General features: G+C 69.8%; 8 protein-coding genes. All 8 read right to left on the bottom strand.

The window, feature by feature from the left end; translation table 11 throughout:
• Window position 1: 1 nt before the first annotated feature.
• The 8 genes from rbbA to OIK44_RS13825 all read right to left on the bottom strand — a co-directional run bounded on the left by rbbA (window position 2) and on the right by OIK44_RS13825 (window position 13,562).
• A complete protein-coding gene (gene rbbA / locus OIK44_RS13860; RefSeq protein ID WP_273671981.1) occupies window positions 2-2,737 on the bottom strand; it encodes a ribosome-associated ATPase/putative transporter RbbA in 2,736 nt (911 codons plus the stop codon).
• A gap of 2 nt (window positions 2,738-2,739) precedes the next feature.
• Window positions 2,740-3,813, bottom strand: coding sequence for an HlyD family secretion protein (locus tag OIK44_RS13855; protein WP_273671385.1), 1,074 nt, complete (start codon window positions 3,811-3,813; stop codon window positions 2,740-2,742).
• Between the two features lie 50 nt (window positions 3,814-3,863).
• On the bottom strand, window positions 3,864-5,255 hold the full coding sequence (locus tag OIK44_RS13850; RefSeq protein WP_273671383.1) for an efflux transporter outer membrane subunit: 1,392 nt from the start codon (window positions 5,253-5,255) through the stop codon (window positions 3,864-3,866).
• Window positions 5,256-5,266: 11 nt separating this feature from the next.
• Window positions 5,267-6,037 (bottom strand): enoyl-ACP reductase FabI, encoded by a 771-nt coding sequence (fabI, locus tag OIK44_RS13845; protein ID WP_273671382.1) that lies wholly within the window; start codon window positions 6,035-6,037, stop codon window positions 5,267-5,269.
• 1 nt (window position 6,038) lies between these two features.
• Window positions 6,039-7,787 carry a PHA/PHB synthase family protein gene (locus tag OIK44_RS13840; RefSeq protein WP_273671379.1) on the bottom strand — a complete coding sequence of 583 codons (1,749 nt, stop codon included), beginning with the start codon at window positions 7,785-7,787 and terminating at the stop codon, window positions 6,039-6,041.
• Between the two features lie 262 nt (window positions 7,788-8,049).
• Window positions 8,050-9,483 (bottom strand): IgA Peptidase M64, encoded by a 1,434-nt coding sequence (locus OIK44_RS13835; RefSeq protein ID WP_273671377.1) that lies wholly within the window; start codon window positions 9,481-9,483, stop codon window positions 8,050-8,052.
• An 85-nt stretch (window positions 9,484-9,568) separates the two neighbouring features.
• A complete protein-coding gene (locus OIK44_RS13830) occupies window positions 9,569-10,717 on the bottom strand; it encodes a cyanophycinase (protein WP_273671980.1) in 1,149 nt (382 codons plus the stop codon).
• 112 nt (window positions 10,718-10,829) lie between these two features.
• Complete coding sequence (locus OIK44_RS13825) at window positions 10,830-13,562, bottom strand: TonB-dependent receptor (RefSeq protein ID WP_273671376.1); 2,733 nt, start codon at window positions 13,560-13,562, stop codon at window positions 10,830-10,832.
• Window positions 13,563-13,654: the final 92 nt, after the last annotated feature.

Here is a 13,654-nt window from a genome sequence, read left to right as displayed (position 1 = left end):
CTCAGCGCTCCTGTTTCTTGAGCAGGGCGATGGTCAGCCCCAGGATCAGCGGCGCGGCCAGCAGCAGCGGCAGGAAGGACGCCTGCAGGTCGGCGAAGCCGAGCGCCTTGTTGAAGACGCCGCGGCTGATCGTCAGCATGTGCGTGGCCGGGTAGATTTCGCCGATCAGGCGGCCGCCGCCCTCCATCGAGTTGACGGGGTTGAGCAGGCCGGCGAACTGGATCGCCGGGATCATCGTGCTGATCATCGTCACGAACATGGCCGAGATCTGGCTGCGCGTGAAGGTCGAGGCCAGCAAGCCGATGCCGGTGGCGCTGATGTTGTACAGGAAGGCGGCGGCCGTCAGCGTCAGGAAGTTGCCCTTGACGGGCACGCCGAACAGCGTCACGGCCAGCAGCGTCATCAGCAGGAAGTTCAGCATCGCCAGCGCCAGGTAGGGCGCCTGTTTGCCGAGCAAGAACTCGGTGCGCGTGACGGGCGTCACGTACAGGTTCAGGATCGAGCCCAGCTCCTTCTCGCGCACCACCGACAGCGCCGCCAGCATCGCCGGCAGCATCAGCAGCAGCAGCGGAATCACGGCCGGCACCATGGCCGGCAGGCTTTTCACGTCGGGGTTGTAGCGGTAGCGCGTTTCGATGCCGACCGGGTTAGGCAGCTTGATGCCGAGGCGGTGCACGGCCTGCGTCGCCAGCCAGCCCTGGTGCATGCCCTGCACATAGCCCTGCGCCGTCTCGGCCCGCATCGGCATGGCGCCGTCGACCCAGGCGCCGATCTGCGCCGGCGCGCCGCGCTCGACGGCGCGGCCGAAGCCGGGCGGGATTTCGATGGCCAGCGCCAGCTCGCCGCTGCGCATGCGCCGGTCCAGGTCGGCGTAGTCGGCCAGCGGCGCGCGCTCGATGAAGTAGCGCGAGCCGGCCAGGTTCAGCGTGTAGTCGCGGCTCAGCGCCGTCTGGTCGTGGTCGAGCACGGCGTAGCGCAGGTTCTCGACGTCGAGGCTGATGCCGAAGCCGATCACGCACATCAGGATCAGCGAGCCGCCCAGCGCCAGCGTGGCGCGCACCGGATCGCGCCGCAGTTCCAGCGTTTCGCGCCACAGGTAGCTGAGCATGCGGTTCAGGCTGAAGGCGCGGCGGCGCGGCGCGGCGGCCGCCGGCGCGGCGCCGGCCGGCGCCGTTTGCGGCGCCGCCTCGGCGGCGCCGCCCGCCTCTTCCAGGTAGGCGATGAAGGCTTGCTCCAGCGTGGCCGTGCCGCGCTTGCGCACCAGCTCGGCCGGCGCGTCGCTGACCAGCACCCGGCCGGCGTGCATCAGCGAGATGCGGTCGCAGCGCTCGGCCTCGTTCATGAAGTGCGTCGAAATGAAAATCGTCACCTTGTCGCGCCGCGCCAGTTCGATCATCAGGCGCCAGAAATTGTCGCGCGCGATAGGGTCGACGCCGGAGGTCGGCTCGTCGAGGATCAGCAGCTCCGGCTTGTGCACCATCGCCACCGCCAGCGACAGGCGCTGGCGGATGCCCAGCGGCAGGCTGTCGGGCAGCGCGTCGAGGGACTCGGCCAGGTCGAAGCGGGCCACCATCTCGTCGACGCGGGCGGCGATGCCGTCCTCCGGCACGTGGAACAGGCGCGCGTGCAGCACCAGGTTCTGCCGCACGCTCAGTTCGCTGTACAGCGAGAATGCCTGCGACATGTAGCCGACGCGGCGGCGCGTGTCGATGTCGCTGGAATCGACCTGGCGGCCGAACAGCCAGGCTTCGCCCTCGCTGGCAGGCAGCAGGCCGGTCAGCATCTTCATCGTCGTCGACTTGCCGCAGCCGTTGGAGCCGAGGAAGCCGAAGATCTCGCCGCGGCCGATGCGGAAATTGACATGGTCGACGGCCGTGAAGTCGCCGAAGCGCATCGTCAGCTGCTTCGCCTCGATGGCGACGTCGGCGGCGGCGCCGGGCGCCAGCGGCGCGATCGCCACGGCCTGGTGGCCGCGCCGCTTCGCCTCCGGCAGCAGCGCGATGAAGGCCGCCTCCAGCGTGGCGCTGCCGGTGCGCGCCAGCAGCTCGTCCGGGCTGCCGGTGGCCAGCACCTTGCCCTCGTCCATCGCCACCAGCCAGTCGAAGCGCTGCGCCTCGTCCATATAGGCGGTGGCGACGATCACGCTCATGCCGCCGCGCTCGGCGCGTATGCGCGCGATCAAGTCCCAGAACTGCGCCCGCGCCAGCGGGTCGACGCCGGTGGTGGGCTCGTCGAGGATCAGCAGGTCGGGGTCGTGGATCAGCGCGCAGCACAGGCCCAGCTTCTGCTTCATGCCGCCCGACAACTTGCCGGCCGGGCGCGCCAGGAAGGCCTGCAGCCCCGTGCTGCGGGTCAGCTCGTCGATGCGGCGGCGCCGCTCGGCGGCGTCGTGGCCGAACAGGCGCGCGAAGAACTGCAGGTTTTCCTCGACCGACAGGGTGGGATAGAGGTTCTTGCCCAGGCCCTGGGGCATGTAGGCGATGCGCGGACACACGGCCGAGCGGTGCGCGGCCGCGCCCATGTCGCCGCCGAGGGCCTCGACGCGGCCCTCCTGCACGGCGCGGGCGCCGGCCACCAGCGCCATCAGGCTGGACTTGCCGACGCCGTCGGGGCCGATCAAGCCGACCATGCGCCCGGCCGGAATCGCCAGGTCGATGCAGTCCAGCGCCAGCGTCTTGGCGTAGCGCTGGCTGACGCCGGCCAGGCGCACCACCGGCGCCAACGCGGAATCGTGCATCTTCACTGGGGAACCTTGACGGCCAGATTAGCCGGCCACGCCGCCTGCGCGTCGACCTTGACCCAGGCCACGCCCGGCAGGCCGACCTTGACGTGCTTCAGGTGGCGCTGCAGCAGCTCGCGCTGGATCTGTGCCTTGACGCGGAACATCAGCTTCTGCCGCTCGCTGCTCGTTTCCACCGTCTTCGGCGTGAACTGCGCGCTGGCGGCGACGAAGGAGATCGTCGCCGGAATCACATAGTCCGGCGCGGCGTCGAGCACCAGGCGCACCTCGCCGCCCAGCGCCAGCTTGCCGGCCACCGTTTCGGGCAGGAAGAAGGTCATGTAGACGTCGCCCAGGTCGACCAGGTTCAACACCTTGCCGCCGCCGCCCAGCACCTCGCCCGGCTGCGCCACCAGGTACTGGACGCGGCCGTCGCGCGGCGCCACCAGCTGGCTGTCGGCCAGGTCGACGTCGATGCGCGCCGTCGTCGCCTCGGCGGCGCCGACGGCCGAGCGGCTGCCGACCACCTGCGCCCTGGCCGCCTCGATGGCCGCCTGCGCCGTGTTGACCTGGGCGCGGGCCGCGTTCAGCGCGGCGCCGACGCTGCGCACGCGGGCGCGGTCGTCGTCCAGCTCCTGCACCGAGGAGGCGCCCTCGCGCGACAGCGTCTCGGAACGGGCCAGGCGGCGCTGCGCCGCGTCCAGCTCGCTCTCGCGCTGCGCCACCACGGCCTGCGCCGCCACCTTGTCGCTCTCGCGCACGGCCACCAGGGCCTGCGCGCCGACCACCGCGTCCTGCGCCTGCTGGTGGCGGGCGCGCGCCTCGTCGCGCTGCGCCGCCAGCGACTGCACCTGCATCTTCGCCAGCGGCTGGCCGGCCTTGACGAAGTCGCCCTCGCCGATGAGGATGCTGTCGACGCGGCCGGCGAACTTGGTGGCGACGTCGATCTCGGTGGCTTCGACGCGGCCGTTGCCGCTGGCGAAACCGGGGCCGGGGCCGGACGGCTGCAGCATGTGCCAGCCGGAATAGGCCAGCGCGGCGACGGCCAGCGCGAGCGCGGCGGGGAGCAGTTTTTTCTTCAGTTGAGCGTTCATATGTTCGGTCTTCTTGTTGAGTGGGGTGACGCCGGGCCGGGCCGGCGGCGTCATAAGCTGGCGTCGCCGCCCAGGGCCGCGTACAGGCTGACCTGGCTGGACAGCAGCGCGCGCCGCGTCTGCACCAGTTGCTGCTCGACCGACAGCAGGTCGCGCTGGGCGTCGAGCACCTCCAGATAGGGCGCCGCGCCGTTGTCGTAGCGCAGCTTGGCGAGCCGCGCGCGCTCGCTCTGCGCCGCCAGCGCCGTGCGCTGGATGCGCACCTGCTCGGCCAGCCAGCGCCGCCCCGACAGCGCGTCGGCCACTTCGCGGAAGGCGTTCTGCACGCTCTGCTCATAATTGGCCACGGCGACGTCGCGCCGCAGCGTCGCCAGGTCCAGCCCGGCCTGGTTGCGGCCGGCGTCGAAGATCGGCAGGGTCAGGCGCGGCGCCAGCGTCCAGGCCCGGCTGCCCGCGTCGAACAGGCCGTCCAGCTCGGCGCTGGCGGTGCCCAGGGCCGTCGTCAGCGTGACGCGCGGGAAGAAGGCGGCGCGCGCCGCGCCGATGTTGGCCTGCGCCGCGCGCAGCTGCTGCTCGGCGGCGGCGATGTCGGGCCGGGCCGCCAGCAAGTCCGACGGCAGGCCGGCGCGCAGCCCGGGCAGCACGGCGGCGTCGTCGAAGCCCTGCTGCGGCGCCAGGTCCGGCGCCGCGCCGACCAGTTGCGTCAGCGCGTGGGCGCGCAGCTCGCGCGCCTGCCGCAGCTGCGCCTCCAGCGTCTGCGCCTGCGTCAGCAGCGTCTCCACCTGGGTCAGGTCGAGTTTCGACGTCGCGCCGACCTCGAAGCGGCGCTTGAAGATGCGCAGCGACTCGCTGCGGCTGGCCACCGTGCGTTCGGCCAGCCCGATGCGCTCGTCCAGCTCGCGCAGCGCCAGGTAGGCGTCGGCCACCTGCGCCACCAGCGCCAGCGTGACGGCGCGGCGCGCCGCGTCGCCGGCCAGCAGCCTGTGCAGCGCCGCGTCCTTCAGGCTGCGCACGCGGCCCCAGAAATCCAGCTCCCAGGCGCCGACGCTCAGGCCGACCTGGTACTGGTCCGACAACAGCGGCTTGCGCGTCGGGTTCAGGTCGCCCGGCACGCGCGCGCGGCTGCCCTCGACGCCCAGGCCGACGCTGGGAAACTGCTCGGCGCGCTGGATGCCGTAGGCGGCGCGCGCCTCCTCGACGCGCAGCGCGGCCACGCGCAGGTCGCGGTTGTTCTCCAGCGCCTGGGCGATCAGGCGCTGCATGCGCGGATCGGAAAAATACGTGCGCCAGGCCAGTTGCGCGGCGGCGCCGGCGCCGTCGGCGCCGCCGTCTGGATAGGCGGCCGGCACCGGCAGCGCCGGCGCCTGGTACGGCGGCGCCAGCGAGGCGCAGCCGGCCAGCGCCAGCGTCAGCGCGGCCATGCAGGGAAATGCTGTCTTCATGTTTGCAGCCATCAATTGAGGATGTGGTAGCCGGCGTCGACGTACAGCGTGCCGCCGGTGATCGCGCGGGCGGCGTCGCCGGCCAGGAAGGCGCACAGCGCGCCGACGTCGTCGATGTCGACCAAGCGCCGCAGCGGCGCGCGCTGGGCGGCGTCGGCCAGCAGGCGGTCGAAGTGGGCGATGCCGGACGCGGCGCGCGTCGCCAGCGGCCCCGGCGAAATCGCGTTGACGCGGATGCCGGCCGGCCCCAGCTCGGCCGCCAGGTAGCGCACCGACGACTCCAGCGCCGCCTTCACCGGCCCCATCAAACCGTAGTCGCCGATGACTTCCTCGGCGCCCAGGTAGCTCATCGTCATCAGGCTGCCGCCCTGCTGCATCAAAGGCTCGGCCAGCTTCGCCATGCGCAGGAAGGAGTGGCAGGAGATATCCATGGCCTGGGCGAAGCCGGCGGCGGAGCTGTCGGCGACGCGGCCCTGCAAGTCCTGCTTCGGCGCGAAGGCGATCGAATGGACCAGGAAGTCGAGCTGCCCCCACTGCGCGCCGATGGCGTCGAACAGCGCGCGCATCTGCTCGTCCGAGCCGACGTCGAGCGGCAGCGCGATGGCCGCCTGCACCTGCCGCGCCAGCGGTTCCACGTGCGGACGCGCCTTGTCGTTGAGCCAGGTGACGGCCAGCTCGGCGCCGGCCGCGCGCAGGGCGCGCGCGCAGCCCCAGGCGATGCTGTGCTCGTTGGCGATGCCGACCACCAGCCCCTTTTTGCCCTGCAATCCAGTGTTGAGCATGCTATTTCTCCATGACGTAGGCGCCGGGCGCGTCGCCCAGCAGCGGATATCCAAGGGCCGCCGCGCCCATGCGCGGCGCTTGTTGCGGCGCCTCCGAACGGGCGCGCAGCCAGGCCGTCCACGCCGGCCACCACGAGCCCTCGAACTGCGGCGCGGCGGCGGCCCAGGCGTCGGGCGCCACATACGCCGCGCCGAAGGGGCGCGTCTGCATCTGATAGTGGCGGTGCGGATGCTCCGGCTCGCTGACGATGCCGGCGTTGTGGCCGCCGCTGGTCAGCACGAAGGTGATTTCGGTGACGGCCTCGTGGTGCAGCTTGTAGACGGAGCGCCACGGCGCCACATGGTCGGCCGCCGTGCCGACGCAAAACAGCGGCAGCGCGATGTCGTTCAGCGCCACCGGCTTGCCGCCGACCGGATAGCGGCCCTCGCTGAGGTCGTCGTTGAGGAACAGCCGGCGCAGGTACTGCGAATGCATCTTCGCCGGCATGCGCGTCGTGTCGGCGTTCCAGGCCATCAGGTCGTTCATCTGCGCCGGCGTGCCGAGCAGGTAGTCGTTGACGAGGCGCGACCACAGCAAATCGTAGGAGCGCAGCATCTGGAAGGCGCCGCCCATCTGCGCGCCGGTCAGATAGCCGGTCTGCGCCATCTGCGCCTCCAGCAGGCTGATCTGCCCCTCGTCGATGAACAGGCCCAGTTCGCCCGGCTCGCTGAAATCCGTCTGCGTCGCAAACAGGCTCAGCGAGGCGAGCCGCGCGTCGCCGTCGCGCGCCATCGCCGCCGCCGCGATCGACACCAGCGTGCCGCCCAGGCAGTAGCCGGTGGCGTGCACCTTGCGTTGCGGGACGATGGCGTTGACGGCGCCCAGCGCGGCGTGGAAGCCCAGCTCCAGATAGTCGTCCATGCCCAGGTCGCGGTCCTCGCCCGTGGGGTTTTTCCACGAGATGCAAAACACCGTATGGCCCTGCCCGACCAGATAGCGTATCAGCGAATTCTGCGGCGACAGGTCGAGAATGTAATACTTCATGATCCAGGCCGGCACGATCAGGATAGGCTCGGGATGCACCTGCGGCGTCGCCGGGCTGTACTGGATCAACTCGATCAGGCGGTTCTTCAGCACCACCTTGCCCGGCGTGATGGCGACATCGCGGCCGACGACGAAGTCCTCGGTGCCGCGCGGCGGCGCCTCCGTCGCCATCTGCTGCAGCTTGGCCGCCAGCACGCCGGCGCCGCGCAGCAGATTGCCGCCGCCCTCGGCCACGGTGCGCTTGAGCACCAGCGGGTTGGTCGCCAGCAGGTTCCCCGGCGAGAACATGTCCAGCCACTGGCGCATCATGAACGCCACCACGTCCTCGTGGTGCTTGTCGACGCCCCAGACGCCGTGGGCGGCCGCGTCCCACCACTGCTCCTGCAGCAAAAAACTCTGGTGCAGCAGGTTGAACGGCCACTGGCGCCACTCCGGCGCGGCGAAACGATGGTCGCGCGCCGGCGGCTCGACGCAGGCGCGCGCCGCGCCCGGCCCGGCGACCAGGCAGTCGCGCAGGTATGCGCCCATCTGCCCGGCCTGGCTCAAGGCCAGTTGCGCCAGGTCGATGCGCTTGCCCGGCGAACTGGCCAGGTGCGCGCCCCAATCCAGCCAGGCTTGCATGATGGATTCGGGCGCCAGCGACGCAACGACGCGCGCCCATGCCGCGTGGACAATGGGATCGATGCTGCTGGCGGCGCTGGGCGGCGGAAGTGACATCATTTTCATGGAGCCGGTTTCCTATTCAGAATTCCGTGCCGGCATAGGCCGGTCCGGCGCCCCGCGAAGCTTGAGGCGCTTCAACTATACGAGTAATTGCGGCACCGCAACATTGATCTATATCAAATTTCGCAACATGATTTTAGAATTCATATTCTGATTCGCCGATCTGATTCGGTGAGCAGCGGCCAGGGATGGGACGGGCGCCGGGCCGGCAAGCGGGTGCGCCGCGCCGCGCCGGCGCGCCCGGCCGGCGCCGCGGCGCAGAGGTTTACTGCTGCGCTGCGGGACGCGAGTACAGGTCGATGATGGTGCCGATCGCCTCCCGGCACACGGAGCAGAACTGCTCGCTGCGGTCGAACATGATGCACTGCATCTCGGGACGGTAGTAACCATTGGACTCGTAATTGGCGCCCTCGAAAGCGCCCGCCTCGTGCTGGTGCGGCGCCTGCGCAAACAGCGCCCGGGTGTGCGCCAGGTCGGCCTTGAACAAGGCGCTCATCTCCGCCTCGGGGCGGTTCGCCGCGCGCAGCTCGGCGCGCCGCTTCTGGTAGGCGCGCGCGTAGTCGTCGTAAGCCTGCTTCGGCCACGGCGTCGGCAGCGCGGTGCCGGCCTTGACGTGCTTCTGCCACTTCAGCCTGGCCGGATCGCGCAGCGCGGTGGCGTTCGGCTCCCACGGCTCCTGGCGCTCGCCGTTCGACTGGTAGGCCACCGGCGAGGTGTAGTACTCGTCGGCCAGGCCGGCGAAATGGTGGCCGAATTCGTGCACGAACAGATAATTGGCCCAGTCGCTGTTCGCCGCCGCCGTGCTGAACTGGCCGAAAATGCCGCCGCCGCCGTAGGTGTCGTTGTTGACCAAAATCTCGATGAACTCATACGGCGCGTACTGCGCCAGCTCGCGCAGCGCGCGGTTGTCGACCGTCAGCACATAGCGCTCGCTGCCGAAGATATCGTAGCGCGTGCCCAGCGGCGAGGCATGGTGCACGCCCGTCGACGGCCGCGACACGCCCGACTCCTGCGTCGGCAGCGCCAGCGCCCAGACGTTGAAGTCCCTGGCGCGCTCGCGGAACGGCGACACCGTGAACAGGTGCTCCGCCAGGCTGCGCGCGCTGGCCTCGAACTTGGCCATCTCCGCCTGGGTGTAGCCGTCGCCGAGGATCAGCAGATCGACCTTGTCGGCCGAGGCGCCGCTGACGCGGATCGGAATCGGCTTGGCCGGCGCCGGCGGCAGCTTGCGCACCACGTCCGGCGCGTCGGCGTCGACATCGACGCTCCACACCACCGAAAACGCGTTGCGCTCGTCGCGCTTGAGGATGCGCACGCGCACCGGCTTGTCGAATTTCGGGAAGCGCACCGACTCCTGGAAGGCGCGGGTCACGGATTTCGCCTCGTCGGTGCTGCGCCACTCGCCGAAGATGGTGCTGAAGCCGCGCGAATACAGCAGGTCGCCGTTCTTCACGTCGACCACCTCGACCCGGTTCACGCCACGGTCGCTATCGTCGAGATTGCGCGCCGGATTGCCGGCCCAGGGCAGCGGCTCGATGACGACGCGCTCGATGGCGTACTGCTCGGCCAGCGCGTTGCCGCTATGCTGGTAATCGAGGCGCACGGTGGCCGGCGCCGCCGCGGCGGCCGGCGCCATGCCGGCGGCCAGCGCGAGGGCGGCCAGCAGCGGCCGGATAAAACGGGGGCAAAACAAAATCATAAAGCTCCTTGCGGACGGGTTTGAGTCAAATGGAAAACGCCATGCATTATGGACGCTGGCCGGGCTAGGCGGCGGTCCGCAGCGCCTATTTATAGCGGTAGAAAGGCTGCTGCAGCTGGATCGGGCGGATGTCCAGGCGCAGCTTGAGCACCGAATACGCCTCCGCCTCGCTGGAGCTGTAGCCGACGCTGTTGACGGTCTTGCTGAACCTGAACTCGAAACCCAGCTCCGCCAGCGAGTCGCGCGGATTGCCGAAGGCGATGCCGATGGCCTCCTGCTGCGAGTTGTCGATCAGGTTGCCCATCAGGTCGAGCACGGCGCTGTTGCCTAAAATGTCGTTGGTGAAGACGGGCTCGCGCATGTCGGGCTGGGTCGGGTCGAGCTTGCCGTCGGCCTTGTCCGCCGACGGCGTGAACGCCCGCGTGATCAGGTTGAATTTGTCGCCGCGGTCCAGATAGCTGATGAAGGCGTTGCTGACGTTGAAGTTCTTGTTGCCCGGGTCGCTGGAGGCGCGCGACAGGTCGATCAGCAGCGCCCCGCTGTAGCCGATGATTTCGACGTCGCGCTTGCCGGTGACCACCATCGCCGTGTTCTCGTCGATGCCCATGCCCAGTTTGTAGCCCTTCTTCAGCATCACCGGGATCATGCGCGCGAAGCGGCCGCGCACCAGCAGGTGCTGGTCGATGAAGATGTCGTTGCCGATGAAGCCCAGGCCGGGGGCGATTTCGCGGCCGTCGGTGACGCCCATCTTGAGCATCTCCAGCACCGGCTTGGCGTCGTAGAACATGGTGCTGCTCATGATGGCGGCGCCGGCGCTGGAGCCGGCGATCACGCCGCCGCCCCGGTACACCGCCCACACGGCGTCCAGCACCTTGGTGCGGCTGCCGTCGGCGCGCAGCAGCGCCTGCGTAATGCGCCCCTGGTCGCCGCCGACGAAGTAGACGCCGGCGGCGGCGCGCACTCTGGCGGCCAGCAGCGGGTCGTCGGCCGCCTCGCGGTAGTCGCTGCCGGCCAGCTTGACGGCGACCGGCACGAGGAAGGCGTCGGCGCCGTACTGGTTGAGTTTGGCGATCGTGCTCTGGCCGTATTTCTCGGGCTTGCCGGAAGCCGAGGGGAAGACGGCGATGCGCGCGCCCTTGCCGCCGGCCAGTTCCACGATGCGCTGCCACACTTCGGCGTTGTCGGCGCGCAGGCCGCCGCCGATGATGACCAGCGAACCGGTCGGCGTGCCCATCTCGGTGGCCTGCGCGCCCAGGCCGGCCGCGCCGATCAGCAAGGCGCAGCACAGCCGCCGGAAGGTCGTTCTGAATGACGTCACGATGTTCACCCCATGCCCAATAATGGCGCTATTTAAACGCGTAGTTCGCGCTGACGAAGAAGCTGCGTCCGCGCGGGTCGGTATAGGTCGGGTCGAAGCCGACCAGGAAAAACGCGCCCTGGTTCGAAAACGGCGGGTCGGTGTCGGCCAAATTTAACACACCGGCGCGCAGTTTCAGATTTTTGTTCCAGTCCCAGCTGCCCGTCAGATCCCACAGCGAGTAGGCTTTGACGCGGCGCGCCGGCAACAGCTTGTTGCTGGCCGGGTCGTAGGTCGTGTTCTGGTCGGTGTAGCCGGACGAGTAGTCGTTCGACAGCGTCAGGTTGAACGGCGCCATATCCCAGCCGAAGCTCAGGTGGTGGCGCCATTTCTGGATCGCCTGGTCGTTCAGGAACAGGCCCAGGTTGCTGCGGAAGTTCTCCAGCGCGCCGAACTGGCGTTCGTACTTGAGGATCAGCGTGCCGCTCAAGTCGGCGCTGAAGCTGCCGAAGCGGCCGGCCGCGCCGCGGTAGTTCAGGCCCAGGTCCAGGCCCGAGGTTTTCTGCACCCCCTGGTTTTCCTTTTGCAGCAGGATGCTGCTGATGTAGCCGTCCTCGTCGCGCTTGATGTAGCGGTCGTTGTACTTGTCCGGGCTGTCGACGATGATTTGCTCGCCCAGCGTGCTGATCACATCCTCCTTCTTGATGTTCCAGTAGTCGACGCTCAGGCTCAGTTGCTTGCTCACGTCCAGCACGGCGCCCAGCGTGAACTGGCGCGATTTCTCCGGCTTCAGCCGGGGATTCGAGCGGCGCTCGACCGCGTACTGGTCGGTGCAGCCCTCGATCGTGTCCAGGCCGCTGCTGACGCATTGCGGGTCGGTCAGGTAGCCGGACGCGCTGCCGTAGATCACCGGCCGCTTCAAGTCCGTCAGCGAGGGCGCGCGGAAGCCGGTGCCGGCCGAGCCGCGCAGCAGCAGGCTGGCCGCCGGCTGCCAGCGCAGGCCGATTTTCGGATTCGTCGTGGCGCCCACTTCGCTGTAGCGGTCGTGGCGCGCGGCCAGTTGCATCTCGACGTCCTTGCTGAACGGCGCGTTGATCTCGGCGAAAACCGAGCGCACCGTGCGCTTGTCGTCGCTGGGGCCCAGGTCCGGCGCGCCGGTCGAGTCGCGGTCGCCGCCGATGTTATTCGACAGCAGCAGCGCCGACGGCGTGAACGTCGTGCGCTCCCAGCGCAACTCGGCGCCGACGGCCAGCGCCAGGTCGCCGCCGCCCAGCGCCAGCAGCCCCTTCGACAGCTTGGCGTCGACGGCGTTCGACACGCCCTTCGACTTGCGCGCCTCGTCGTTGACCTTGATCCGCTTGAGCAGGTCGAGGCCGGCCTGGCCCGACGGCCCCAGCGGGTTGACGAGGCCGGCCCGCACGGCTTCATAGAACTGGTCGAACAGCACGTAGCCGTCGACGTATTTGTCGACGGCGCGGTTCTCGGCGCGGCTGGCGGCGACGTCGTAGTCCCAGCCGGCCAGCGTGCCGGAGGCGCCCAGCAGCAGGCGCTGGCCGGTGCTGTTGACCTCGCTGGTGCGGTTGCCGGCCTCGCTCATGCGGTAGCGCACGCCGCTGAAGGTGTCGGGCAGGTCCGGCGACGTCAGCGCCTTGCGGTAGGGCTCCGGCAGCAGCGCGATCGGCAGGTTGCGCAGGCGCTGCGGGTTCGGGCTCATCACGTAACGGCTCTTCGCCACCGAATGCATCACCTCGGCGAACACCTGGTGCGCGGGACTGAGCTGGAAGGTGGCGCGGCCGATGAAGCCGACCTTGCTGTCCTCCGGGTAGATCTCCGTGTCGCGCATGTAGTCGTAGCCGCAGGCGGCCACGCCGCCCGGGCTCTGCGGCGCGTACACGGTGGCCGGCGGATTGCAGGCCGGCGCGCTGGGGTTGATGCGGTTCGTCGTCGTGCCGGCCGGCAGCAGGCCGGCGGCGATCAGCGCCTCGCGCTGCGCCGAGGAGATGTCCATATTCGCCGGGAAGGCGTTGCCCGACATCTGCGCCGGCAGCGTCGTCGCCAGCGGCCGGTCGCGGATGAAGGCGCGCTGGCCGGAGCGCATGGCGTCGAGCTTTTGCACGTCGAGCACGCCGAACACATTGAAGCCGTCCTTGGCGAAGTCGCCGTGGCCGGCGCTGACGCTGGCGGTGCGCTTGCCGGCGCCGCCGTGCTGGGTCGCCAGCGCCGACGCGTTCACGTCGACGCCGCGGTAGTCGCGCCGCGTGATGAAGTTGATCACGCCGCCGATGGCGTCGGTGCCGTAGATGGCCGAGGCGCCGTCCTTGAGGATCTCGACGCGCTGGATGGCGCCGGAGGGGATGTTGTTCAGGTCGACGCCGGCGTTGTCTCCGGGCGAGGCGAAGTTGGCCAGGCGCCGGCCGTTGAGCAGGATCAGCGTCGACGACACGCCCAGGCCGCGCAGGTTGGCGCCGTTGAAGCCGCGCTGGCCCGAGGTGCCGTCGGTGATGCTGACGCCGTCCGACAGCGGCGCCGTGTTGGCGCTGACCTTCTTCAGCAGCTCGGACGCCGTGGTGGCGCCGCTCCTGTCGATGTCCTCGCGCGTGATGATCTGCACCGGCAGCGCCGTCTCGCCGTCGATACGCTTGATCGAGGAGCCGGTGATTTCCACGCGCAGCATCGGCGAGGCGTCCGCCTGCTGGGCGCGGGCGGCCGGCGTGGCGGCGCCGAGCGCCGCCGTCAGGCCCAGCGCCAGGCGCAGGGCGGTGCAATTTTGCTGCGGACTCATATGCGACTCCCCCGTTCATGAATGGCGCCTTGCCTGCCTGCCGCGGCTCGGCGCGCGAAACGGTAGGCGCTGGCCGCCGCCCGGCATCGCCC

The sequence above is a fragment of the Janthinobacterium fluminis genome, from assembly GCF_028595325.1.
Classification (GTDB): Bacteria; Pseudomonadota; Gammaproteobacteria; order Burkholderiales; family Burkholderiaceae_D; genus Janthinobacterium; species Janthinobacterium fluminis.
Note: the sequence above shows the minus strand (reverse complement) of the source record. Positions and strands in the feature narration are given on the sequence as shown.

Bases quoted from the DNA above. Each gene is read 5' to 3' on its own strand.
- rbbA (WP_273671981.1), bottom strand. From the start codon at position 2,737: ATGCACGATTCCGCGTTGGCGCCGGTGGTGCGCCTGGCCGGCGTCAGC.
- OIK44_RS13850 (WP_273671383.1), bottom strand. From the start codon at position 5,255: ATGAAGACAGCATTTCCCTGCATGGCCGCGCTGACGCTGGCGCTGGCC.
- fabI (WP_273671382.1), bottom strand. From the start codon at position 6,037: ATGCTCAACACTGGATTGCAGGGCAAAAAGGGGCTGGTGGTCGGCATC.
- OIK44_RS13855 (WP_273671385.1), bottom strand. From the start codon at position 3,813: ATGAACGCTCAACTGAAGAAAAAACTGCTCCCCGCCGCGCTCGCGCTG.
- OIK44_RS13830 (WP_273671980.1), bottom strand. From the start codon at position 10,717: ATGGGCACGCCGACCGGTTCGCTGGTCATCATCGGCGGCGGCCTGCGC.
- OIK44_RS13840 (WP_273671379.1), bottom strand. From the start codon at position 7,787: ATGAAAATGATGTCACTTCCGCCGCCCAGCGCCGCCAGCAGCATCGAT.
- OIK44_RS13825 (WP_273671376.1), bottom strand. From the start codon at position 13,562: ATGAGTCCGCAGCAAAATTGCACCGCCCTGCGCCTGGCGCTGGGCCTG.
- OIK44_RS13835 (WP_273671377.1), bottom strand. From the start codon at position 9,483: ATGATTTTGTTTTGCCCCCGTTTTATCCGGCCGCTGCTGGCCGCCCTC.